The sequence below is a fragment of the Methylobacterium nodulans ORS 2060 genome (assembly GCF_000022085.1).
Classification (GTDB): Bacteria; Pseudomonadota; Alphaproteobacteria; order Rhizobiales; family Beijerinckiaceae; genus Methylobacterium; species Methylobacterium nodulans.
Genome location: NC_011894.1, coordinates 3,086,361 through 3,109,784, shown reverse-complemented (window position 1 = coordinate 3,109,784; position 23,424 = coordinate 3,086,361). Strand labels below are relative to the sequence as shown.

Genomic DNA, 23,424 nt, shown 5'->3' with positions numbered 1-23,424 from the left:
GATGAAAGCAACCGACCTGAGATTCGCCCATCCATCACGGAAAATGGTCCAGGCTGCGCTTTGCACCATCACGCTGGGCACAGCCGCCGTGGGTCGGGCTGAGGATCTGACCGATGCCCAGGCTCCTGCTCAGACGGCTAAAGTCGACAGCTTGTCGAGTGCAGAAATCAATCGCTCGGCATCCTATGCAATCGGCGACAAATTAAAAATCACGGTCTTCGAGCAACTGCAGCCCGACACGCGTGAGGGAGGGGAGCAGCGAGATATCGTCGCCTCGGCCATCGAGCGACCGGACCTGTCGGGCGAGTACATCGTCCAGGAGGACGGCAACATCTACATGCCCCTGACTGGCTCGGTCGCCGTCGCCGGGAGCTCGTTCCAGGAACTCGATCAAGCCCTCTCGACCGCATTGAGCGGCAAGCTGAACGGCGTGGTGCGGGTTGGCATCCGACTCGTTGAACGGGAGCCGGTCTACGTCCTGGGGCCCGTCGCACGGCCCGGTCCATACAAGCACATCCCGGGGATGAGCGTGCTGCACGTCTTGGCGCTGGCCGGAGCGGCCGACACGGCTCTGCAAGATCAATGGCGCCTCCTTGACACCGCGCGCGAGAGAGAACGCCTGCTCAAATCGAGCGAGCGGCTGACCCGATCGCTCGCGCGGCTCGCAATTCTTGTGACTGAGCGCGACGGAGCCGAGCCTGCGACCAAGCGCCTGTCGGACTTGGTCGGCCCGGTGGCCGCCAAGGCGCGCCTCGGCGAGGCGAACTCGTTTCGCGAAGTCGAGCGGTCAAAGCGCAAGAAGCAGGAAACCGCAATCGCAGCCGCCATCCAATCCTACCAGACCGAGCTGGCGATCCAGCGCAACAAGCTGGCACAGGTCGAATCAAATGTCAGCGATCGCAACCAGCGGATGGACTTCATTAACAAGCTTCGCGAACGCGGCGCGACGACGGATATCACCTACTACGCGAGCCTGATGGAACTCGGCGACGCCAAGGAGCGGTTTCAGGATGCCAAGGCGGTGATTGCGCAGACGGAGCACCGCATCTCGGATCTTCAGCACGAGCAGCTTCGGATCACCGTCGACGCTGAAGTCGATCGGGAGCGCGAGATCCGCGAGTTGCAGAGCGCAATCGACGAGGAGGAACTCACACGGGTCGCCGTCGGCACGGCGCTGGCTCAGCTTCCAGGCACCCTGGAGCGTCAGACGACGGGCCGGAAAGAGATGAGTTTCTCGATCCTCCGTCGGACCCAATGGGGTCTGATGCGGCGGCCAGCACAGTCTGACTCGCTCCTGGAGCCCGGCGACGTTCTGCAGATTTCGCCCTCCCAGGCCGCACGGGTGGCCACGCAATGAGGCTCGCTACCGTTCGCGCCGCCCTCGCTGCTCTGGCAATCACCACTGGGGCGGCTTCGGCGACGCCCCGACCGCAGCCGGTTCACCTCGCCACCTACTACGCAACGTGGTCGGCCGAGGCGGGACCGATCTCCGGCCTGGATGACAAGTTGGCCGGGGTACCGAGCGGGGTGACCGAGGTCCTCATCGCATTCATGAAGCCAGATGCAATCTATTCGGGAAACCTCGATCTTGCGGGCACAGGTATTGAGGTGCCCTATTCGGGGCCGGTCCTCAAGGCTTCGCTTGAGGCACTGAGGGCACGAATCCCGGGCATCAAGGTTCTCGTCTCTGTCGGTGGCGAGCAATACGCGAACTGGAGCCGGTTCAATCCAGGGGCCATTCGCCGCTTTATCGAGGATTTCGGGCTAGACGGGATCGACCTCGATTTCGAGCCCACCGCGCCGAGTTGTCGGAGCCTCTCCGGACACATATCTTGTGGCAGCGACGCGTTGCTCCGTGAGGTCGTCGAGGCAGCGCGCACCGCGCTTCCTCGCCCTCTTGCGGTCTGGCTCACGGCAACGAACACCGGCGCCTATGGCGAAGGTGTTTGGCGCGAGGCGCGCCCGACCGGGGGGCCAACCTATGGCGCGTTTCTGCCGCTGCTGCGCGACGCCGGCCGGAGGGTGCTGCTCGATGGCATCAGCATCATGGCCTACGACGCGGGGCCGAGCTATCGGCCACTCGAAGCCTACGCCGCCTACCGCAGCCATTTCGAAGGACCAATCCTCATAGGGTTTACTTCGCCGCCCGAAGCCTGGGGCGGGCACGTCTATTCCGTGGCCGAAACTATCGAGACGTTCAGATCGGCGGTGAAGCTCGGCGCGAATGGTGCGATGGTTTTCGCGATTGGGAAGGAGCCGCCGACTGCTCCGAGCCCGACCACACCGAGCCCGGATCATCTTATCGCAGCCCTCATCGATGCGGCCGGAAAGGCCACGACCGATTAGGTGCCCTCGTATGCAGATACGGCAACAACTACCAGCCACATCTGCAGGCCACCGTTATCTCTGTCTGGCGACACATTGTTGAATTTATATCATGTAATGCTTAAGAATCTGCATCAATTTGATTTTCAACATTGCTGCAAGCTGCAGAGCTGGTGTGATCAGCCCCCACGAAGCGGCTCTTCGCAATTTCGTGGATCCGTCTAAGCTCCTGTTGAGCCATGGAAAGCGGTCCGGTGCCGAACACGGGGCAGTCCCGCAACCGCCCACCAGGCCTTCATCTAGACCCAAGAACGCCCATCTGGGCCTTTGGCGTGCCGGTAGTTTGAGCTGCTTCCGCTCGTAGCTTCGCCCCACAGCCGTCTCCCGCACAACGACAGGTGCCGTAGACCCATTAAGAACCGCTCGACGTTGGGGCCTGATGAGCCCGTAGCGACAAGCCATCAGTCAATCGAACCAAGAAGGGCAATGTGATCCGTCTCACAGACGTACTCCTCGAAGCTGTGCTCTGCCTAACCGCAGTCGTGGCAACCATTGTCTTCGGGGAGCGCTGAACCATGCTGGTCATAACCATCTGCGCTGGTATGATCTTCGTTGCCAGCCTCCTGGCCTTGTGGGTTGAGGTGGACCTGCAGCGGCATCTCGGGGAGCGCGATCGGCGCCACCTCGTCCGGCAGGCCTATGCCTCGCTCGCTCTCTTCCTCGTCTTCACCTTCTGCGTGAGTCTGACCGTGTGAGGCGAACCGTGCAGAGCACCTATCACTTCCAGAAATTCGAGAGCGGCTGGTTCGTCGTGGTAGAGGTGGCCTCTCACAGCTATCTGCACAGGCCCACGCCCCTGGGTCGCTACAAGCCTCGCAAGGCGGCCCTCACGGCTGCACGGCTGCTCGCCGGCCGCCAGGGGACCATCGTGGCGCACTGAGGGGAGGGGACGAATCATGTACCTCCTCGACTTCTGGCTCGGCTACAATCCCGGCCCCATGCAGGAGGCCACGCTGGTGGGCGCTGCGGCCACCTTCGTGGTGGCCATTCAAGCCGTCGCCGCGGGCTTCTGGTGGCACATGCTGGGGGCCTTGGGCACGCTGCTGATGCTCTACGCCCTCAGCTTCTTCCCAGCTTAAGTTGTGTCTCCTGGCCGGAACCTTCGGTGGGTCCGACCGGCTCTGTCACGCGAACCCGTGGCGGGAGGGCTCCGGCCGGGGTAGGGCAGGGGGCATGCAGCCGATTTCGTACGCCCGCCATCATTTCCCAGCCGAGATCATGCGGCACGCCGTCTGGCTGTATCTCCGCTTCGGGCTGAGCTACCGCGATGGCCCGGGCCGAACCGCCCGCTGTCGCGCCTAGCTCGCGCCGGCCCTCTCACGCGGCGGGGTGGGGAGTCTGCTGGACATCCGGCGCCCCGAATCCCGTTTGGCCGCTCTAAAGCCCCGGAAGGCCGAGGCGATCAGGACATAGAAGAGCGGCGTGATAAATACCGCCAGAACCGTGGCCGTCACCATGCCCCCGAATACGCCGGTGCCAATGACCCGTTGGCTGTTCATGCTCGCGCCTGTGGCGATGGCCAGCGGGACTACGCCCAGGATGAAGGCGAACGACGTCATCAGGATAGGCCGGAAGCGCAGCTCGCAGGCCTCGATCACGGCCTCGCGGATGGGGCGGCCCTGCGCCACGAGGTCCTTGGCCATTTCGATGATCAGGATGGCGTTCTTCGTCGTCAGACCTACGACCGTGATCAGGCCCACCTTGAAGTACACGTCGTTCGGCATGTCCCGCAGCAGCATCGCGAACACCGATCCGACGACGCCGGTCGGCACCACAAGCAGAACAGCGATCGGGATGGACCAGCTCTCGTAGAGGGCTGCAAGGCACAGGAAGACGCAAAACAGCGACAGGGCGAGCAGGTACATAGCCTGGCTGCCCGAGAGCTTCTCCTGTAAGGACTGGGCGGTCCAAGCGTAGTCGAAGCCGGCCGGCAGTTGCGCGGCGAGGCGTTCCATCTCAGCCATGGCGTCGCCGCTGGCATAGCCCGGCGCGGCGCTGCCCGCGAACTTGATGCTCGGGTACCCGTTGTAGCCCACCACCTGCGACGGCCCCATCGTCCATTTCAGTCTGGCGAAGGACTGAAGCGGCACCATCTGCCCCTTGCCGTTGCGCACGAACAGATCGAGCAGGTTCTCCGCCTTCATCCGTCGGTCGGCCTCTGCCTGCACGATCACCCGCTGCATGCGCGCTTGGTTCGGGAAGTCGTTGACATAGGCCGATCCGAGGCTCGTCGACAGCGTGTCGTTGATGTCGGCAAAGGTGACGCCCAGCGCGTTCGCCTTCTGGCGGTCGATCACGAGCTCGACCTGCGGCGCGGTCGCCAGGGCCTCGACAAAAACATTCTGCAGAATCGGGCTCTGGCTCGCGGCCTTGAGCAATTGGTCGCGTGCGGCTGCCCGGGCGGCATAGCCCTGTTGCCCCTTGTCCTGAAGCCGGAAGCTGAAGCCGCTGGAAGTGCCCAATGTGTCGATGGCTGGCGGCGACAGCGACATGACGATGGCGTCGGGCAGGGTGCCGAGGACCGCATTGGCGCGGGCGCTCAGCGCGTCGGCACTGTCGTTCGGCCCACGCTCGTTCCAGTCCTTCAGGGTGATGAAGGCGAGCCCCGCATTCTGGCCCTGGCCCGAGAAGCCATAGCCGAGCAACGTGACCCGGTTGGCAACCGCCGGCTCGGCCGCGAAGTGCTCCTCGACCCGCTTGAGGACATCGAGGGTGCGGCCAGCCGCGGATTCCGGCGGGGTCTGCACATCGACGAGGACGTAACCCTGATCCTCGAGCGGCAGGAAGCTCGATGGCATCCGCAGAACGCCCCAGCCCAGCGTGCCCAGGATCACAACGTAGATCACGAGCGCGCGCACGGGCCGGCGCAGGATGCCGCCGACGCCGGCGCGATAGGCTCGCGTGCCTGTCCGGAACCACCGGTTGAACCAGCCGAAGAAGCCGCTCTCGGCGTAATTCTTCCCTTCGTCGACCGGCTTGAGCAGCGTCGCGCAGAGCGCCGGGGTCAGCGAGAGCGCGAGGAATGCAGAGAAGGCGATCGAGGTCGCCATGACGATCGAGAACTGGCGGTAGATCACGCCGACCGAGCCCGGGAAGAAGGCCATCGGCACGAACACTGCGACCAGCACAGCCGTGATACCGATGATGGCGCCGGTGATCTGGCCCATGGCCTTGCGGGTCGCCTCACGCGGTGGCAGCCCCTCCTCGGCCATGATGCGCTCGACGTTCTCGACGACCACGATGGCGTCATCGACCAGGATGCCGATCGCCAGCACCATGCCGAACATGGTCAGCACGTTGATGGAGAAGCCAGCGACCAGCAGGGCCGCGCAAGTGCCGAGCAACGCCACCGGCACTACGATGGCCGGGATGAGCGTGTAGCGGATGTTCTGCAGGAACAAAAACATCACGGCAAAGACGAGGACCATCGCCTCGCCCAGCGTCATCAACACCTTCTGGATCGACACCCGGACGAAGGGCGTCGTGTCGTAGGGCACATCGACCCGCACGTTCGCCGGTAACGTCTTAGAAAGGTGAGCGATCTTGGCGCGCACGGCCGTAGCGGTCGCCAGCGCGTTGCCGCCCGGGGCGAGTTGGACGCCGATGCCAGCGGCAGGGTGCCCATCAAGACGCGATTGATACTGGTATGTCTGACCGCCGAGCTCGACCTCGGCAACGTCCCGCAGCCGCACGAGCGAGCCGTCAGGATTGGCACGCAGCACAATCTCCTCGAACTCGCGCACCGAGGTCAGCTGCCCCTTGACCAGGACGCTGGCGGCGATGCGCTGGCCCTCCCTGGCTGGCGGCGCGCCGATGATGCCGGAGGCGATCTGCGCGTTCTGGGCCCCGACCGCGGCGGTGACGTCGCCAGCCGTCAGGCTTAGACCGACAAGCCGGGCCGGATCGATCCAGATCCGCATTGCCTTCTCGGGTGAGAACATGGTCGCTCGACCAACGCCCGGCACCCGCCGCAACTCGCCGAGGATGCGCCGCGTGGCGAGGTCGCCGAGCTCGATCTCGCTCATGGATCCGTCACGGGAACTCACCGTGACGAACTGAAGGAAGCTGGTGCTTGCCTCCTCGACCTGAATGCCCTGCTGAATCACGGCCCGGGGCAGGCGCCCTTCAATGCGCTTGATTCGGTTCTGGACCGCCACCATCGCCTTCGCCGGGTCGGAGCCCGGCGCGAAGGAGGCTGTGATTTGAGCTTGGCCGGAGGTGTCGCTGGTCGACTCGAAGTACATCAGCCCCGGGATGCCATTGAGCTCCTCCTCGATGATGCGGGTAACGCCATCATAGAGCGGCTCGGGCGGCGCTCCTTGATAGGTCGCCGTGACTTGGATCGTGACCGGGGCGACGTCTGGGTACTGGGAGATCGGCAGGAAGGCGATGGAGATCGCCCCGACCAGCATGATGAAGATGGAGATCGCCCAGGCGAAGATCGGACGGTCAATGAAGAACGAGGTCATTGGGAGCGGCCTGCGCGTGCGGGGCGACGGCGGGATCAGGGCCTGGCCGAGGTCTCGGCGGTCCGGCTGCCCTTCCAGGGCACCGGCTTCACGCTGACACCCGGCTGGATCTTCTGGAAACCCTCAACCACGACGATCTCGCCGGGCCGCAGCCCTTCCTCGACGATCCAACCCGCGTCCGTCAGCGCACCCGTATTCAGGGGACGCAGCATGACCCGATTGCCCTCCTCGACGACGAAAGCTTGCGCCTCGCCGGCACTGCTACGCTGGATCGCCTGCGCCGGTACAATAGTAGCATCGGCCTTCACGCCCTGGGCGACGCGCACGCGCACGTATGTGCCCGGCAGCAGAGCGGCTCGCGGGTTGGGGAACGTCGCCCGTAGACTGACCTGCCCGGTGCCAGGATCGACGCTGGCATCCGTAAAGAGCAGCTGGCCCGTATCCGCGTACGGGGTACCGTCGGAATCGACCAGTCGCACTTCTGTTGCCTCCTTGCCGGCAGCTCGTTCGGTGAGCGGGCTCGGGTCGGATGCGGATTGCATGAAGTCGGCATAGATCGGATCGATCTGCTGGATCACGGCGAGGCGCGTGGCGTCGTTCTGGCTGACCAGGGCGCCCTCGGTCGCGAGGGCGCGCCCGATGCGTCCGCCGATGGGCGCGCGCACCGTGGCGTAATCGAGCTCGATCCGGGCGCGAGCGAGTTGAGCCCGTGCGCTTGCCACGTCAGCCTCGGCTTGGCGCAGGGCCGCGACGGCGATGTCGTGCTGGGCGCTGCTCGTCGCCTGCCTCTCCAGAAGCGTCTCGGCGCGCTCCGACTGGCGCAGCGCCTGATCGCGGGTCGCCTCGGCTCGGTCGAGGGCGGCCGCCCGGGCATCGACCTCGGCCTTGTAGACGGCCGGGTCGATGCGGAAGAGAACATCCCCTTTGCGCACGAGGCTGCCTTCCTCGAACATCCGCTCCTGAATGATGCCGGAGACCTGGGCACGCACCTCGGCCACGCGCGTCGGGGCGAGGCGTCCCGGCAAGTCGAGCGTGAGCGGCACCGTCGCGGCTGCGGCCGCCACGGTGGACACCTCGGGTACCGACGCAGCGGAGGACGAATCCCTGGAGAGCGGCTGGCAGGCGGCGAGCGTCAGCCAGAGCGGGACGACGAGCGGCAGGGCTCGGCTTGTAGGGCGATGTATCTGCATCGGCGATCCGTGCGGCGGGCGCTGAGCGCCCCAAGATAGTATCGAACAGTCGCATTCGATTTTACATGAGCCAGCAGGGAATAGAAAGCTACTGTGCGGTATCGGCCGATCAGCTCCCACCGTGTAAATACTGCGTGACAGTTATAGAATGAGGAAATTCAAAGCACATTGCGAGAGATTAACCGCATATATTCATAAATACTAGTGTAATAATGCATCATTCACAGATATTTTTCCGGAGACCGTCAATCAGCTATAAGCTGATAGGCGCAACCGTGATTGCGTAGCCTGTCGGGTGAAGCTTGGGGCTGCGATGACAAAACGCACGCGGTCGCACGCTGACAGGTTTCCGGTGCCGAGCCCAACTGCGAGGCCCGTACGGATCCCCGGCCCCCAGCCCGAGCGTGGTCCAGCCGACCACCTGCACCGGCGCGACGCCCCACACGCCTTCGCCGATCGCCCGGACGCCCCGCCCAATCCCCGTAACTCGTTCGGCACGCGCAGCCCGTTGTTCCGCGGTTCCCTTCCCTGGAGGCTTTCGGACGCCGGCCCTCCGCCACGTCAGATCCGTCCCGTTCGGGCCGGCATCCGAAACCCTTCACAGGAGCCAACCCTTAGTATGCGCAGCCTCGATGTCTGCTACTTGGCGCGGTGCGGCCTCTTCGCATCGAGAAGGAACAATCACCCAGCTTTGCCGGACGGTCAGGAGCTTGGCTGATCGGCCGCTCTCGCCAGAGCCGACGAGGTCGAAGCGACAGATACGCCCGCTGAGGCCGGGCGTTCCGACGCCGCACGAGCGCCGCGGTCGTCCGGCTCGCGGCGCTCGGAACTGACGGTACGATCCGTCGCCGGCGCCGGAAACACCAGCCGACTCATCCGGCCTTCGTTAGGCCGCCCCGCCCGGCCAGCGCGCGACCAACCGGAGACCTCCCAGCCGGCGGGAATGCCGAGCGAACCGCTCTGCCGATCTGATGTCCGACCGTGACCCAGCCGCAGGTGACGCAGAAACGACCCGCGCTGTCGGCCGCCTCATGGCCAAGGAGAGGCCGGGGCTTGCAACGAAGGCTCCGATATGTGGATCTGGCCGGAGTGTTCCAAGCTCGATCTCCTCTAGAAATAAAACTTGCGGCACTTTTCAATAATGAGATGGCCAATGCGGGCCCGCATCGACAAAGCGTCGCCGCATCGGCAAATCTCTGAGAAGGATAGATGCTACCATGGTCATCTCTCAGGGCCTGTGCAGGACGATCAGCAAGGCGGCATTGAGTGAGGGCGGCAACTCACGCAAAACCGCTCGGATGTCATCGAGGCCCTTGTTGCCGGAGGCGCCGATTGCCACGAACCAAGGACCAGTGATGCGCTCTGTCATCGTGGCAGCTTAACACACGTTAGGCCACCTCCTGACATACGGCCGGTTTCACCCACCGCGGACCGCGGGTATGGGTATCAAGCGTCTGATTTCACCCACTAAGCGCCTCAACAGCATCTGGTGGACCGCGTCCGACACGGATGGGCTCTTCAAGGAGGTGAGAATGTCCAAGAGCCGGCAGATGGCGCCGATTGATTGGGCGCCGTAACGGATCGCGCGACCGGCAAGGGTTCGCTGTTCCACGAAGTCGAGATCACCAAGATCCGCTAGCGCCGTGCTCGTTTCGGTTGAGACGGGCACGGCTCTTCAGTCTTTGATTTGTCTCGCTCCCTTGCGCCGAACCGGCCTTCACTTCGGCGGGGAGCGCTCTAGATGGGCCAGCTGAACTTCGATGCACGCAAGAAGGCTGAGGCAGTGTAGCGCCTGTCCAACACGGACGGGCTCTTCAAGGAGGTCAACCTGTCTGAGGGCCGGCGAAAGGCATCGGTTGCGCCGTATGCTGCCGCGACCGCGATGCGCGCCCGACAGAACCCAGCGGCCAATCAGATAGTTCTTTTCTACTCACGGACGTTAGGGAGGTGCCGATGCCACGCTACTTTTTCGACGTTCATCATGGTATGCTGAGCCGCGATCATGAGGGTAGCGAGTGCGCCAACCCCGAGGCGGTTCGCCAGCAGGCGATACTGAGTCTGGCCGAGATCGCCAAAGAACTCATCCCGCGTGGCGGAGATCATCAAGCATTTCTGGTACTCGTTAGAGATGAGAAAGATAGCATAGTTTATATCGCTTCACTGAATTACAACGGCACATGGTTCGACAAATCCACTACCGACCGGCGGTAGCAAACGCCTAACGCTCTCAAATGCACAACACTCCGTTGCCTCAAAGGGCAGAAAATTGGACTATATACTTTAAATCATAATAGACATATCAATGGTATCCTGATGAATTTTCTGATCTGACGTTAGATTTGCACTGGCGGCTCTGATCACTATTCATGCTGCGGAGCTTTATCTCTGAACGGACCGATCAGGCGCTCATACTCAGCCTCCGCTACACCGTAGCTGTCGCCAGCTAATCGGCAGAGCTGCTCCCGATCAAGGACAGTGATCAAGCCGCGCTTGGCTCGGATCATCCGCTGTCCCTCCAAAGCCTGTATCGCGAGAGTTACTGTTGTCCGCTGCACCCCGAGCATGAGCGACAGAAATTCGTGAGTGAGAGGCAAATCGTCTCCCTGCAGACGATCATGGCACATCAAGATCCAGCGAGCCAAGCGTTCCTCGACTGAGTAGGAACCGTTTGCTAACGCCGTATGACTTAATGTTAGTGTAAAGATGTGGGCATAACGCATCAAAAGCACGCGCAGAGTCGGGCTGATCTGAATAGCGCGCTGCAAATTTTCAACGCTGATCCGCAGCCACGGTCCGCCCACTTGGACCATAATCTCATGCGGCGCGCGGTCAGATCCTAGAGCTGCAGCGATGCTAACCATTCCCTCGAAGCCGAAGCAGCCGACCTCGATCCGGCGACCGTCGCTCGTTGTGGCCAGGTTCGAGGACAGCCCTCCCTCGGGGAAGTAGGCGAACACGAGGGGGGCGCCCCTGCGCACGAGGACCTCCCTCTTGCGCACCTCCACCCGATCGAACCGCGGCCAGAGTTGCTCAAGCTCCGAAGGTGGAAGGGCTCGGAGGAGGCGGTTGCGAGTGTCAGGCATCGTCATTCTGGCACTCTCCCCTTCCACAGGACCGCTTCGGATCTCGCCTCCCTGCGGTGGCGTAATAGCCACCAGCCGAATGATACTCTCATCAGCTTGCTTTCGCTTGTACTCTTTTGCGCCGCCGCTTATCGAGCTGACTCACTGCCTCTGTTGAACAACTCAGCCGTTCATCCGCTGGATCCGCACGGGCCAGTAGCCTCGCTGCCTTCTCAGAGCCCGTTGGGAAAGAGCTATTTCATAGTGAACTTCCCGAATGGGATAGGGCCGTGGTCGCCCAGTCCCCGCTGCAACTGGAAGCAGTGGCGCCAATGTCAGCCACTCTTCATTCGTCATACGCAGGGATAACTTTGATCGCGGCGGTCATATTGCGGCCTATTTTCAGTGGTCCAGACCACGGAAGAGCCATCGATTCATTCAAGAAGGGCAGACATCCTCTAGCATCTCGGATTTTCTCTTGGTCACCCTTTCCCAACGGACTCTCAGACGCTGAGCAAGAGCATTGGCCCGTGGGTTCGGGCTGTAGCCCAACCACGAAGAAGGCCCCGCCGCCGGTCGGTGCCGAGCGCGCGAGGCCATCTCCACGTCTGGTCTCTGTTGATCCGGGTCGTTGCCTGGCCGCCTCGGGTTCTGCCTCCCAGCCCCGAAGTCGTGGAGGCAGAGTAGGTGGCAATCTTGAACCGTCAGCTAAGAAGCGCGGTGAACGGCAGGGCAACGAACCTTGACGAAGCCTTGCCGGCCTGTCCGCCCTACTCTGAGGCCGCAGCCTTGCGCGGCCGTCCACGGCCCTTCTTCGGCTCGGACGTGACCTTCGCGTCCTCTGCTGGCCGCTTCTCGGCAGCGCGCTGGCGGCGGCTCTGGCCGAGGCCGCTAGCCTTGGCGAGTTCGGAGCGCTGGGCAGCGTAGTTCGCCGCCGTCATCGGGTAGTCGGGCGGCAGGCCCCACTTCTGCCGATACTGCTCAGGCGTTAGCCCGCGCCCGGCGAGGTGCCGCCTGAGCGTCTTGTAGGGCTTGCCGTCCTCCAGGCTGATGATCGCGTCCGGCTTGATGGTCTTCTTGATCGGCACTGGCGGGACGAGCGGCTCTGGCGTGGGCTCGGCCGGCTTGATGAGGCGCGTCAGCGAGGCATGTACGCTGGTGATGAAGGCAGGCAGGCCGCCTGCCGGGATTTGGTTGTGCGTAATGAAAGCCGAAACGATGCCGACTGTCACCGGGATCAGATCGGATGACCCGGTGTCATTCGCGGCGGTGATGGTGATATCGTCGGGCATGGAACCCTCCCTATCCGGCATGCAGATCCTGCATCCTCGCGAGTGCAACGATGCAGGGTAGGATGACGACTCATGCCCTATCCCGCATCAGCCGCGACGCTGCAATGGCAAAATACACTAGGCCGTGACATTTGGCGCTTATAGACGTTAGTTTTGACAAGACGTCTGGTGAGACTCCCATCAGGGAATGCCCCCACCTGGAACGTTAGAGGTTAGTTCTAAGTCCTCGCACTCGGGAACGGCTTCTCGGGCGCACGGGGGACGCTCGACCGGGAGCGCTACAAGGCGAGACCAGCGGCCGTCATGCGCGCCTGCTAGGGTCGAGAGCTGGGGCGAGGCTTTTACTCGCGAGGAGCTGCAGGGATGGCCAGCACCGAGAGCATCGACATCGTGGCCGAGTTCGACGCCCAGCTCTTCCAGGCCGGCAGCATCTGGGACGTGCGGGACCGGGAGAGAGGCGCGAAACGGCGGTGCTCCTTGCACAGAATGTGCCCCTAGATCAGCGCAGTACATCCGCCGGCCCGTGAAGTGCCCTGGGCCTTCGTTCGGCCCGCCGCGAGCGCCAGAGGTGTGTCCCATCACACGGACATAGGGAGCGGCGGGGATAGCTTGTGTCGCATCTCAGCGCACCGAGCACCCGACCAGCGGAGCAGTGCCATGGAACTCTTCAACCGCCGGCCCAAGCAGATGACGGATGCAGAAGCGCTCTCCGACATCGATCTCGATGCCATCAGCGGCGGGATCATCGTTGTTGGCGGCATCACGAGCCGCGGCCTCACGATCAGCAGCTCTCCGGCCTGGTTCTCGGCGTTCAGCGCGATCAGCAAGAGCTTCTTCAAGGGGTAATACGGCACACCGCCGGCCGGGCCTTCCGCGCCGGCGTTCCTTTGCCCCGATCGAGCGGACCGAGCCCTTGGAGCGCCCCGACAAGCCCTGCCCGCCGCTCGCCGGAAGTGTGCGATGGCACAAAGTCTCGCACAGACTAGCTGCCGGCCCGCGAGGCGCCACCGGAGGCCGATAGACTGAACCCTCGACGGAGCGCGCCACGGCGCCGCGCTTGAGATCTTCGGAAGACTGTTCGGAGGGGTGGTTTCGCGTTCCATAAAGGCGCCTTACGCGTCCCGGGCAGCTTCACGCGCGCGAGACTGCGTCCCGGGTGCGCAGTTGATCCGCTCACCCCGTCACGTTACCTGAGCGGCGCGATGGCCACGTCCTCGCCCCGCTCAGGGTGTCAAGACCGGGACGGCCCGGCAGCCAGTTCGATGGAGGCTGCTGTGGCTTGGGTGGTGCTCGTACTCGCGGGTCTGTTCGAGATCGTCTGGGCCTTTGCGATGAAGCAATCGGACGGCTTCACGCGCCCCTGGCCTACGATGATCATGGCAATCGCAATGCTGCTGAGCGTCGGTCTTCTCGCCTGGTCGATGCGCTCGCTCCCGCTCGGCACCGCGTACACGGTGTGGACCGGGATCGGCGCGGTGGGTGCGTTCGTTGTCGGCATCGCCGTTCTGGGCGAGACGGCCAGCCTGCTGCGGGTACTGGCAGCCGTCTTCATCGTGAGCGGGCTCGTGCTCATGAAGCTGTCCAGTTCGGACTAGAGCGTCAATCGCGCCGCCGTACTGTTAAGAGCGTCGGCTCAGGGCCGCGGTCCCGGCCTACTTGGCTTCCATAAACCCGCTTTACGCATAGCGCGCCGCCTCGCGCGCGAGGGGCAATCAAGGCAAAGGAAGGCCGCTCTTGCGGAGCGGCCCGAGGTCTAGGGAGATCCCGAGGAGGCATGCCCCGCTGCGACGCCAACGCGGCGGGGCATCTGCGGTGTGCCATACTGTCGTGGGCGCCGCTTGATCCGATGGGACTCGACCATTGCCTAGCCCGCCCCGTCCTGCCGTGGCGGGCTTTTGTGCGTTCTCGGCTAACTTGGCTGAAATTTCCGCTCACGCGGCCGTGAACCAATGGCGCTCACCCGCTTTGGAAGGTGGTAGGGCTTACACAGATTAAGCCGCGCAGTATCTTTGGTACGGAGCGGAGGATGGAAGAGGAAATCCGCCTCGAAGCGAGGCCGAACGGCACCTACACGCTCGTCAGCGGCGGCCGTCCACTCGTGCATGGCATTGATCCTAATCTGGCATGTCGCCTTGCGTTTGCACTCGACGGCGACATTGACCTTATCGTCATGCCTCACCCGCATCATCGCCAGAGCGGCAAGTAGCCTCCCGGCCTTCGCTCATATGGGCCTCGCCAGCAGGATCGCGGTCCTGACCACCATGCGCCGCTGCGCTTCGGGCGCGTTCTCCCGTGCAAGCACCTCGCGGGCATAGAGGTGAGCCAGCATGACCGCAGCGAGGTCGAGGGCGACACTGGCTGCTGATCCGGCCCACCGGCACGCCCCGGCCTCGACGCTGGCGCCTTCGCCTGCGCCCACCTGCTCTGGGCCGTCTTCCTCGGGTTTGTTGTCTTCGGTGACTTGCCTGACCGCTGGACCCTGCTCTGCGGCGCAGTGGCGGCGGCCTCGGGCCTCTACCTGCTCTACCACGAACGTCGCGTTACCACGCCGCCGGGCGAGCAGGGGTCGGTCTGAGCCGGCATCGCCTTCCTGCGCCAGGATCTGATGCGGGTCATCGATTCGATCAGCCGACGTGCCTACCGGCAGGGCCGGCAGGTCGAAACGGTGATGTCAGTCGCCAAGCGCTGCTGGGTCCCGAGACCCGGTTCGGAAATCACATGTCCGGAAAACGCGCGAAAGCGGCCATCCAGGTCGCGGGGCGCGAATGTCTGGAACAGGTCACGAGTTTGCGTTCGGCTTCGGGCTAGGAGCCAAAGTCTACTGGATCCGATTGCAACGTCCCTGGCCTAGCCGCTACCGGATGCCTATGCTGTTCCGAAAGGGAGGATATGAACGATGCGAAACGCCAAGCGCGTGGCGCCGCTCTCGCTCGCGGCCATGCTCTGGACCGGGCTAGCGCTCGCCGCCGACGAGGCACCGGTCCAAGAGGGCTTCTCGACCGAACGGCTGGCGCGCATCGCGCCCGTGATGAAGCAGGAGATCGAGCAGGGGACAATCCCGGGTGCGGTGACGCTGATCGCCCGCAACGGCAAGATCGTGCATTTCGAGGCGCACGGCTTTCTGGATTCGGCCAAGACGAAGCCGATGACCCGCGATGCTGTGTTCCGCGGCTTCTCGATGACCAAGCCGATCGTGGCCGTGGCCGCGGTCGCCCTGATTGAGCAGGGCAAGCTCAGCCTGCGGGATCCGCTCTCGCAGTACTTTCCCGAATTCAAGGACATGAAGGTTTACGCGGAGGTGCGCGACGAGCGCGGGCGAACGAGCCGCGTCGCCGTTCCGGCAAAGCGCCCCATCCTGATCTGGGATCTGTTTCGCCACACCGCAGGCTTCACCTATGCCGGGACTGCACCCTTCCCGGAGATGAAGGACGCCTACGAGCAGGCCGATGTCGAAAGCCTAAACTCCGACCTCTCCAACGACGAGTTCATCAAGCGTCTCTCGGCGATCCCGCTCGCCTATGAGCCTGGAACGCGCTGGGAATACTCCGTCGCAACCGACGTGCTGGGCCTCGTGGTCGAGAAGGTGACGGGCAAGCGCCTCGACGTCTACTTGGAGGAAACGATCTTCAAGCCCCTCGGCATGACCGAGACGAGCTTTCAGCTGAGGCCCGACCAAGCCTCGCGGTTCGCCGACGCTTACGATGCCGACCCGCTCAAGGCCGGCCTGTGGAAGCTTGCCCGCAGCGAGCAGGACCCCGGCAAGCGCTACGTCCATGGCGGGGCAGGGGCGCTCGTGACGGCGAGAGACTACTTTCGCTTTGCCCAGATGGTCGCGAATGGCGGCGAACTCGACGGCGTGCGCATCCTGTCGCGGGAGTCGGTCGAGTTCATGCTGTCGAACCACCTCCAGGGTCTGGAAGGCTCGCCATTCCCGACCACAGGTCCGGGCTACGGCTTCGGCCTCGGCTGGGGCGTGCGCCTTGACGAGGGCGGTGCGTGGATCCCGGGCTCGAAGGGCGACGCGATGTGGGCAGGGGCGGGCGGCACGAGCTTTACGGTCGATCGCAAGGAGAAGATCGTGGGGGTCTTCCTGTCGGCCGGACCCAGCACCCGCCAGAAGACGCGCTTCCTATTCAAGAACCTGCTCTACGGCGCGCTGGTCGATTAGAGCGTTTTCCGACGAAGGATATGCTGGTTCGTCTCAGAAAATGTAGCAAAATTAGAGACCCCGAGCATCAACTGTATCCAGAGCGGAGCGGCTTTTCGCCCGCTCCGCGCCAGGAGCCGACCTTCGATCGCTGCAACACGGCTCGTCGTGCCCGATCCGAGCGCCGTCTCCCAGTCCTCATCGCAACCCTCTCCGCCAAGGCATTGCGACGATCACTCGAATCCGCGCACAATGATCTGGTTTGATTGATGCACTGAGCGCGCAGACAATCCTGAGGTGGAGGTGGACGTCGATCCAGCGTTCGCAGCCAGTCAGTCGCTACGGGGCGGGCCGCTGCCGATACTGCTCTGGAGGCTGTGGGTTATTGGCCGGGTTCGTGTCGTGCTTTGACATGCGCTCGATCACGCCAGCGCCGATGAGGGGCTGCAAATCCGCCTCAAGCGCGTCTGCTTCCGCTTTGCCGTAGATCTCCTCGCCGTTCACACGAAGGGCAAAGGCTTTGAGGTGCTTGGCTCGCTTGATCGGATCCTCGATCGTCGCCTTGGTCCAGGCATACAGCGGAAACCCGGTCACGCCGTGTCGTTCCGCTTCCGCGACGTAGTCTGCAAACGCATCAAACTGGCACTTCAGCGACGCACGATGTTTCGCCAGGACATCGCCAAGCGGCGCGAGCGCTGAACCATCCGGATTCGCTCGGGCGACCTCGACAAGGTCATCGGGCAGATAGATTCGCAGCTGATATTGCCACTCGGCGCTCATCGTGCAGCCCATCGGTGCGCAAGGTCCCGATCGTGATCCTTCGCAGGCCCGAGGTCAAATCACGCTGATCGGTAAAACAGGCTGCGCACGGGGCGTCAGGCGGTCGGCCATCCGAGCGCTCCTTGGCGCACATCGCGGCGAACCCAGGGCACCGGTTGGGGCGCCGAGGACACGCCCCAAGGGTGCGCAGGAAGGCGGCCCGCGGGAACTCCGCACGGCACGCATGGCGACGAGGAGAGGCGGCTTGCCCAGCACGTGTGAGCCGAGGAGCCGTGTCGGATCGTGGCGGCCGCGGCCCACCGGGACGTGTCCAGCGCAGCACACTGCCTCACTCGCCAATCAGGGCCGCGGGTGATGGCCCCGGCAGTCGCCCGGTGGGTTCTCGGCCGGGTCGTGGACGCAACGGCGCGCGGACAGCGTCAGGGAATGCGGTAGAACGGGTTCGGCAGCAGGAAGATGCGCTCCGCATAGCCACCCGCGAGGTCCGACGGCTGGTCGCCGACATTCGCGATGATCCGATACCCTTCGGCCTCGATGGCAGCGCGTCGGGGAGCCTTGAAGTCAGCGGCCGAGGTGTAGCGGGCACCGAAGGCCGGCATGTCGAGTCGCACGTATTCGGTGTAGCCGGCCTCCTTGAGGTTGCGCTCGGTCGCGGCCCGCTGCGGCTCGTCCCGGCCCGTGATGAAGAACACCGCCACGCCCTGTGCCCGGGCGAGGGTATAGAGTGCCAGGGTCGCCGGCAGGACGGGGCTGCGCCCCAGAAGGTCCCAGTTGACCCAACCACACGGGCCTTCAGGCAACGCCTCGCACGGGCCGCCGAACACCCGGCCGAAATCGTCGGCCTGGATCACCTCCCAGTTGGAGAGGGCGGTGTCGTCCACGTCGAGCACGAGCGCCGGGCGCTCGACTTGCCGGGCCCGCTCGGTCAGCCACGCACCCGCACGCGCCGTCACGTCCGCCAGGTCGCGCATGTAACGGCCGGTCTCGTAATAGGCTCTCGCCGCCCGCTTCGCGTCGCCCACGTTGGCGGGTTCGCCGGGCACCGCGGCTGGCTTTGTGGCAAGAGGCTCCGCCGACCGGACCGGGGCGGCCGTTATCGCAAGTCCAAGCCAGGCTGCGGCGGCGAGCGCGCGAGAACAGGTGAGCAACGTCATGTCAGCCCCCTCGGTATTGGTCGGCGCGTATTGGGTGGCGACCAAGGCGAGCGCCACCGCGCCGACGCCACTGCCGACGTAGCTCGGGTCCTCCCTGAGCGTCAGCCGGTCACACGTAGCAGCCGACAGTGCCAGTTCCTCGGCCGCGGCATGTCGTAGGCGTAGCCTTAGCAGCAATTGTGCGCGTCGTATTGCTCAATAAGTCCGCTTGCCACCGCAAAGGCAACTTCAACTTGAGGCTGTCGAGTGTCTGCAACGGGTCAGCCCCGGTCATTACAGGCGAAGGCGCAGAAGGCTGCTCCCCACCCCTTGCGGCCCTTCCATAGCCAAGCTGACTGGGCTTTGACCCTGATGCGTCCCGTGCCCAGCGCCAGCAAGCCCGCCCGGCTCGGCCGAGGCGGGGCTTTTCTCGTCAGGACTTCTCATCCGGCCATGGCCCGTCCCGCCCGCCGGCCTTGTAGTGCGCCGGCAGCGGGCCGGCCGATCCCATACCCCAACGGTTCCGCTCGGCGATCCGAGCGTAATGCGCCAGGATGTCCCGGCGGCGGATTTGTCCGGGGAGGCAGCGGGCCGAGCGCCCAGGTCCCTCACCCGACCCGCTGGTGACGCTGTGGTGGGATCACTGGCTCTGAGAGGAGAGACAGGCAACGCCACGCGCTCCGTGTCGCGTCGGCCGCGCCGGCCGTCTCTCACCCAGGTTGAACGTCGCCGCGAGCGCTCAACCGCGCTTGCCCGTCAGCGAGGATCTGGTCTCGTCAGATCGATTGAGGGAACGCCGTTCGGCGCTGCCGCGATCAGGCGCATCGTTGAAGCCCGGACCGACGACGCAGGTGCAGCGCGAGCTGGCCCGCCTGGATGCTGCGCTCTAATCGAGCGAGCGCCCTTTGATGATCGGCTGCTCGCCGAACTCAGCCTCGATGAAGGCGAGGGCCCTCAGCGACGCGAGAAGTGCTATGGCGGTCTCGCGCGACAGCCCCGTCTGTACCCGCCCATTCACGCGGACCGGCTTGCCCGTGTGCACGGCATAGACGCACCAGCCATAGCGCCCCCTCCGCACGGTGTACCCGCGGTTCGGCATGCGCACCTCCGGCTGCAAATTGTTGCTACTTTGATGCACTCCATCGTTTGAGGCAATGGTTTAATCCAACTGTTTAAAGAAAAATAGCGCTGCCGTTTCTTGTACATTAGTCCACCCTGCCGACCGGAATGCCATTGTAATCGTTTCAGGGCGCCTCCATTGGCCCACTAAGCTTTGCAGATAGTGTGTAGCGCTCGAAGCCGAGTGATGCCTGCCTACGTTGGCCTCGCCAGCAGGATCGCCGTCCGCACTGCCATGCGCCGCTGCGCCTCGGGCGCATTCTGCCGTGCAAGCATTTCGCGACGCTGCGCGTGGAAGCCGCGGACCGGTCTAGCCGGTGGTGGCCGTGCGGTTTCTGTCCCGCCCCCGGACGTCCGCGGCGCACATTCAAGAGTTGGAGCCTCCGCGAAACCCGGGGCGCTTCATACCCCAAGCTCAACCAAAGGCGGACGGCCGAGCCCAATCCGCGCAATTGCGCGAAGAGTCACTTTGGCGAGTCAGGACCGCCTCCGCTCCTGCCGGATCAGCCACCCCGCCATAATGCTGCTGAAAGTGGGCTACTAGAGCATTTTCCGACGAAGTGGATGCCGGTTCGTCGCAGACAATGCGACAGACCCGAAAGAGCGAGAGCAGAAGCCGTTCCACCGTGAACGGATCCTGCTCCAGGGGATCGGCTGATTGACAAAAGGCGACGGCAGGCGTGAGTTTCTTCGCATGACTGAGATGGGCCTCCACGCCCGATGTCCGCCCACCGAGGTGCTGTGAGGCTGGTGGGAGGCAAAGATGAAAAAGTCTACCGTCGCCTTCGCACTGGTAGCTTTGACTGCCATGTTCTCAGGAGCGGCGCCGGCACGAGTGTTAGTCGGGCCCGCTGAAGATGTTCAATCTGCAATGCAACTTCTCAAGTCAAAAGCCGCTGCAATTAGCGCGCCAAGCATTAAAGGCGAGGAAGAGTTGGTAGTGAAGAAGGTGCCCGTTCTTTACTTTGGAAGCACACGATGAACGGAAGCTTCACGCTTGTTGAAAAAATCCAAAAAGAAAAGGGCGACACAGCAAATATATTTGTGAAAGATAGAGATGAATTCATCCGAGTAACAACGAATATGAAAAAGAGGACGACTCGCTGGCGATTGCCGCGAACTTAGGCACGGCAGGCAAGGCCATTGCGGCCATCAGAAAAGGCGAAAATTTCTTTGGCGATGTAGATATTTTGGCAAGCCTTACACAACGGGCTACGAGCCAATCCGGGATGCTCGAAGCGAAATTTTAGGAATTTACTACGTCGGCTATCCGAAGCAATAGCGGCACACCAAAGGGATTGTCCGGATGACCTTCGTCTCGGAGCGGCAGGCCCGCGCCACCTGCGAGACCATGAACGCCAAGGCTCGCCGGGAGCAATTCAAGGTGGTGTGGATGGGCGCCTGAGGGCCCGGAACCATCGCAAGCCGCTGCGCGATGCGCCCGCTGCATGGGTCTCAGTTTTGGCGCCGGCCGGGTTCCCCCACCCGTGCTGGCGTTCTTTCGTGTCCGGCATGCCCTGCGGATCGGAGGGTGAATAGGTGTGGCGGCGGGACAGTCACTGCGGCCCGCTCGCCGGCACGATCGGGATCGTGGTGAGGTTTACATTGGCCCTGATGCGAATGACGAGCCTCCAGCCCTCTTCGAAGTCGGCCAACTCGCCAGCAGCTCTCATCTCCGCCAGCGCGGCCTCGGCTTGCTTTAGAGCGCTCCCCGCCGAAGCGGATGCCGGTTCGGCGCAAGGGAGCGCGAAAAATCAAAGACTTGAGAGCCGCGGCCGTTTCAACCGAAACGGGCACGGCTCTAGCGCGTCGGCTAAGTCGTCAGCCTCCACGCCCTCGTCGTCGCGGATGGTGGTGAGCCCATCGGTGAGGTCGAAGTAGAAGCGCTGTGCCACGGAGCCTCCTGCGGTCCGTACCACAGGACCAGTCCGGAACTGTCTACCTACGTAGTCAACCACCGGCTCTCCCCGTCTCGAGCGAACTTCGCTTATCTACACGCTATGCAACCGATCGTAACACGGTATTTTCACTTACTTGTGATGATTCGGAGTAGGCAGTAGGCTATAAGTGATTAGGTGGCATTGACGGGAATCCGCGCCGCCCTAGATACCGGTTATTCCCCATCGGTATGGAGACAAAAGTGATTTTCGCACTGTCTAAGCTCGAAGACACTTACATAAGCCAGGAATCATCTGAGCACAGTGACAAAGTACGCGCGCACGTTAAAAAGATCATTAGGAGGTTGATCGCCTCTCACGGCAGAGAGAAGTCACAAAAATAGGTCAGCGGCAGATTTGCAGCCCGGCTCGCTTTATTTTTATTGCGCTTTTCAATATTTAAGTTATCTCCGAGGTCAGATCTTGCTTTTTCTGGCCTATTTCTGAATTTGGAATAGCCCTGTCAAGTGCAGGCTTACAAGTATCAGCGAACTGTTCTTGCTTTGTATCATCTCTGGAGAATTCTGTAGCGGATTTGAGCAAATCCGACAAGTTGCCCAATTCCAATATGCGTATTTCGCGATTAATATGATCAATCTTTTCAATGCTATTTCTCTCCACGCAGCATTCTGCTGCGTGAGCGCTCATAGGAAGGCAGAACAACCCGCGGCGGGGGAGTTTGGCAAGGTGACCCTTGTTCATGGTCTGTCGGTCCGGCCACTGGCCACGGCACCCAGCGAGTCCTCAAGGTCCCGGAAGGCGCGCAGGACGCTTGGGTGCCAGGACCTGCTGAGACTGGCTTCGCCCTCAGCTCGCCTTCCTACCGAGGCCGATCCTCTTGGCGAGTTCGGAGCGTTGCGCAGCGTAGTTCGCCGCCACCATCGGGTAATCCGGCGGCAGGCCCCACTTCTTGCGGTATTCCTCGGGTGTGAGCCCGCGCGTGCTGAGATGGCGCTTCAGCGACTTGTAGGGCCTACCGTCCTCCAGGCTGATGATCGCGTCCGGCATTACCGTCTTCTTGATCGGCACCGGCGGAACGAGCGGTTCGGATTCCGGTTCGGCAGGTTGTCCGAGGCTTCCGAGCTGGTCGGACACACTTTGGATCAGCGTCGGCAGCTCACTCATCGGCACGCTGTTGTGGGACACGTACGCCGAGACAATATCGGTCACCAAAGTGATCAACTTTGAATCCGGTTCAGTTCCAAGCGCCATGCAGCCGCTCCCACCAATGTTCATCAGCCTCACTCTGAGAGGAGGCTGCCATGTGCAGCGATGCACGATACTCCACCATTCTGTCAATGGTGGCGTTATACCACGTTTTATGCGGATCATGGCAGACCATAATCTGCGGTTTATCAGATGTAATCGACGCGCTTGGCCGCTTCATACGCTTAATTTATCCAAAGTATTCGTTTGCTTCGAGGTGGCGGCGCAGGCGAACGGATCGCTACCACCGGGTAGTGGGCAGGTTCAGAGGGTGGTTCGGCACAAACCCGTAAGAGCTACGGGTTTGTGCCCGTGTTAGCTCTCGACGTCCTCGCCGCATCCTCCACACGGTGCAGCCCCTCGGTACTCGGGGTACATCACTAGTTTGGTCGACTGCACGCAAGCTCATGAAAACCCCGCTCGAATGGGCGCTGAAGCCTCTCCAGCCGACCACGGCGCTGCTTCTCCGCACGAATCTTGCGACCCGCTTCGGCTACCGCCGCCCTGCCCCCTCGGCAGCCGTTTGAACGGCTCCGCCGGTCTCCACGAGGCTCGTCTATCTCCTTGAGTACTCAGGGTGGTCACGGATTGACCCCACCTCCGAAACCCGTGGACCGAAGCGTTAGACGGTTCCAAGCCTGCCACTCGCGGGAGACGATTCGGACGATGGTCGAGAGGTTGCTCTATCTGCGCTTCAGGCCGTC

At 63.0% G+C, this 23,424-nt stretch carries 25 protein-coding genes and 2 pseudogenes; 15 read left to right on the top strand and 12 right to left on the bottom strand.

All coding sequences use genetic code 11. The annotated features are described in order from the left end of the window. Position 1: 1 nt before the first annotated feature. The 6 genes and pseudogenes from MNOD_RS14330 to MNOD_RS46530 form a co-directional block, all read left to right on the top strand. A complete protein-coding gene (locus MNOD_RS14330) occupies positions 2–1,357 on the top strand; it encodes a polysaccharide biosynthesis/export family protein (protein WP_015929637.1) in 1,356 nt (451 codons plus the stop codon). After that, entirely contained in the window at positions 1,354–2,346 is a 993-nt protein-coding gene (locus tag MNOD_RS14325) for a glycosyl hydrolase family 18 protein (RefSeq protein ID WP_015929636.1), read from the top strand. The genes MNOD_RS14330 and MNOD_RS14325 overlap by 4 nt, the downstream gene beginning before the upstream one ends. 554 nt (positions 2,347–2,900) lie before the next feature. Further along, positions 2,901–3,080, top strand: coding sequence for a hypothetical protein (locus MNOD_RS46540; protein WP_015929635.1), 180 nt, complete (start codon positions 2,901–2,903; stop codon positions 3,078–3,080). Continuing rightward, entirely contained in the window at positions 3,077–3,265 is a 189-nt protein-coding gene (locus MNOD_RS46535) for a hypothetical protein (protein ID WP_198157605.1), read from the top strand. Before MNOD_RS46540 ends, MNOD_RS46535 begins: the two co-directional genes overlap by 4 nt. A 16-nt stretch (positions 3,266–3,281) precedes the next feature. After that, positions 3,282–3,464, top strand: coding sequence for a hypothetical protein (locus tag MNOD_RS14320; RefSeq protein ID WP_015929633.1), 183 nt, complete (start codon positions 3,282–3,284; stop codon positions 3,462–3,464). Positions 3,465–3,558: 94 nt separating this feature from the next. After that, positions 3,559–3,654, top strand: a pseudogene (locus MNOD_RS46530) (IS6 family transposase); the annotation flags it as partial. Positions 3,655–3,683: 29 nt separating this feature from the next. Here the strand turns inward: MNOD_RS46530 and MNOD_RS14315 are convergent. From MNOD_RS14315 to MNOD_RS46525, 3 genes are all read right to left on the bottom strand, one after another. Further along, on the bottom strand, positions 3,684–6,854 hold the full coding sequence (locus MNOD_RS14315; protein WP_015929631.1) for an efflux RND transporter permease subunit: 3,171 nt from the start codon (positions 6,852–6,854) through the stop codon (positions 3,684–3,686). A 35-nt stretch (positions 6,855–6,889) separates the two neighbouring features. Beyond that, positions 6,890–8,044 carry an efflux RND transporter periplasmic adaptor subunit gene (locus MNOD_RS14310; RefSeq protein ID WP_015929630.1) on the bottom strand — a complete coding sequence of 385 codons (1,155 nt, stop codon included), beginning with the start codon at positions 8,042–8,044 and terminating at the stop codon, positions 6,890–6,892. Positions 8,045–9,272: 1,228 nt separating this feature from the next. After that, entirely contained in the window at positions 9,273–9,413 is a 141-nt protein-coding gene (locus MNOD_RS46525) for a hypothetical protein (RefSeq protein ID WP_157091466.1), read from the bottom strand. Positions 9,414–9,997: 584 nt separating this feature from the next. On the opposite strand from MNOD_RS46525, the gene MNOD_RS43235 reads away from it, so the two are divergent. Next, entirely contained in the window at positions 9,998–10,255 is a 258-nt protein-coding gene (locus tag MNOD_RS43235) for a DUF6894 family protein (RefSeq protein ID WP_015929628.1), read from the top strand. 149 nt (positions 10,256–10,404) lie between these two features. Here MNOD_RS43235 and MNOD_RS14305 read toward each other — a convergent pair whose 3' ends face one another. Further along, on the bottom strand, positions 10,405–11,133 hold the full coding sequence (locus MNOD_RS14305; protein WP_015929627.1) for a Crp/Fnr family transcriptional regulator: 729 nt from the start codon (positions 11,131–11,133) through the stop codon (positions 10,405–10,407). Positions 11,134–11,876: 743 nt separating this feature from the next. Further along, the gene (locus MNOD_RS14300; protein ID WP_015929626.1) at positions 11,877–12,398 is read right to left on the bottom strand and encodes a Ros/MucR family transcriptional regulator; all 522 of its coding nucleotides are present in this window, start codon (positions 12,396–12,398) and stop codon (positions 11,877–11,879) included. A gap of 363 nt (positions 12,399–12,761) precedes the next feature. On the opposite strand from MNOD_RS14300, the gene MNOD_RS49970 reads away from it, so the two are divergent. The 4 genes from MNOD_RS49970 (at position 12,762) to MNOD_RS46520 (ending at position 14,604) form a co-directional block, all read left to right on the top strand. Further along, complete coding sequence (locus tag MNOD_RS49970; protein WP_015929625.1) at positions 12,762–12,896, top strand: hypothetical protein; 135 nt, start codon at positions 12,762–12,764, stop codon at positions 12,894–12,896. Between the two features lie 159 nt (positions 12,897–13,055). After that, positions 13,056–13,244, top strand: a complete 189-nt coding sequence (locus tag MNOD_RS14295; protein ID WP_015929624.1) for a hypothetical protein — start codon at positions 13,056–13,058, stop codon at positions 13,242–13,244. Positions 13,245–13,672: 428 nt separating this feature from the next. Continuing rightward, a complete protein-coding gene (locus MNOD_RS14290; protein ID WP_015929623.1) occupies positions 13,673–13,993 on the top strand; it encodes a DMT family transporter in 321 nt (106 codons plus the stop codon). A 431-nt stretch (positions 13,994–14,424) separates the two neighbouring features. Beyond that, complete coding sequence (locus MNOD_RS46520; RefSeq protein ID WP_015929622.1) at positions 14,425–14,604, top strand: hypothetical protein; 180 nt, start codon at positions 14,425–14,427, stop codon at positions 14,602–14,604. A 15-nt stretch (positions 14,605–14,619) separates the two neighbouring features. On the opposite strand, the gene MNOD_RS14285 is transcribed toward MNOD_RS46520, so the two are convergent. Next, the gene (locus tag MNOD_RS14285; RefSeq protein ID WP_043748720.1) at positions 14,620–14,817 is read right to left on the bottom strand and encodes a hypothetical protein; all 198 of its coding nucleotides are present in this window, start codon (positions 14,815–14,817) and stop codon (positions 14,620–14,622) included. 477 nt (positions 14,818–15,294) lie between these two features. On the opposite strand from MNOD_RS14285, the gene MNOD_RS14280 reads away from it, so the two are divergent. Continuing rightward, entirely contained in the window at positions 15,295–16,566 is a 1,272-nt protein-coding gene (locus tag MNOD_RS14280) for a serine hydrolase domain-containing protein (RefSeq protein WP_015929621.1), read from the top strand. Positions 16,567–16,884: 318 nt separating this feature from the next. On the opposite strand, the gene MNOD_RS14275 is transcribed toward MNOD_RS14280, so the two are convergent. The 3 genes from MNOD_RS14275 to MNOD_RS14265 form a co-directional block, all read right to left on the bottom strand. Continuing rightward, complete coding sequence (locus tag MNOD_RS14275) at positions 16,885–17,325, bottom strand: hypothetical protein (protein WP_043751221.1); 441 nt, start codon at positions 17,323–17,325, stop codon at positions 16,885–16,887. Positions 17,326–17,744: 419 nt separating this feature from the next. Further along, positions 17,745–18,368, bottom strand: coding sequence for an HAD family acid phosphatase (locus MNOD_RS14270; RefSeq protein ID WP_244424733.1), 624 nt, complete (start codon positions 18,366–18,368; stop codon positions 17,745–17,747). Between the two features lie 976 nt (positions 18,369–19,344). Then, entirely contained in the window at positions 19,345–19,557 is a 213-nt protein-coding gene (locus tag MNOD_RS14265; protein ID WP_015929618.1) for a hypothetical protein, read from the bottom strand. A gap of 783 nt (positions 19,558–20,340) precedes the next feature. On the opposite strand from MNOD_RS14265, the gene MNOD_RS49030 reads away from it, so the two are divergent. From MNOD_RS49030 to MNOD_RS50620, 3 genes and pseudogenes are all read left to right on the top strand, one after another. Continuing rightward, entirely contained in the window at positions 20,341–20,559 is a 219-nt protein-coding gene (locus MNOD_RS49030; RefSeq protein WP_244424732.1) for a hypothetical protein, read from the top strand. Next, complete coding sequence (locus MNOD_RS49965; RefSeq protein ID WP_280113459.1) at positions 20,556–20,702, top strand: hypothetical protein; 147 nt, start codon at positions 20,556–20,558, stop codon at positions 20,700–20,702. Before MNOD_RS49030 ends, MNOD_RS49965 begins: the two co-directional genes overlap by 4 nt. Positions 20,703–20,790: 88 nt before the next feature. Beyond that, a pseudogene (locus MNOD_RS50620) lies at positions 20,791–20,859 on the top strand (Cache 3/Cache 2 fusion domain-containing protein); the annotation flags it as partial. 472 nt (positions 20,860–21,331) lie between these two features. Here MNOD_RS50620 and MNOD_RS46515 read toward each other — a convergent pair. The 3 genes from MNOD_RS46515 to MNOD_RS14260 form a co-directional block, all read right to left on the bottom strand. Then, complete coding sequence (locus tag MNOD_RS46515; RefSeq protein WP_015929616.1) at positions 21,332–21,472, bottom strand: DUF6894 family protein; 141 nt, start codon at positions 21,470–21,472, stop codon at positions 21,332–21,334. Between the two features lie 441 nt (positions 21,473–21,913). Then, positions 21,914–22,216, bottom strand: a complete 303-nt coding sequence (locus tag MNOD_RS46510) for a hypothetical protein (protein ID WP_157091465.1) — start codon at positions 22,214–22,216, stop codon at positions 21,914–21,916. Positions 22,217–22,321: 105 nt separating this feature from the next. Continuing rightward, the gene (locus MNOD_RS14260; protein WP_015929615.1) at positions 22,322–22,726 is read right to left on the bottom strand and encodes a Ros/MucR family transcriptional regulator; all 405 of its coding nucleotides are present in this window, start codon (positions 22,724–22,726) and stop codon (positions 22,322–22,324) included. Positions 22,727–23,424: the final 698 nt, after the last annotated feature.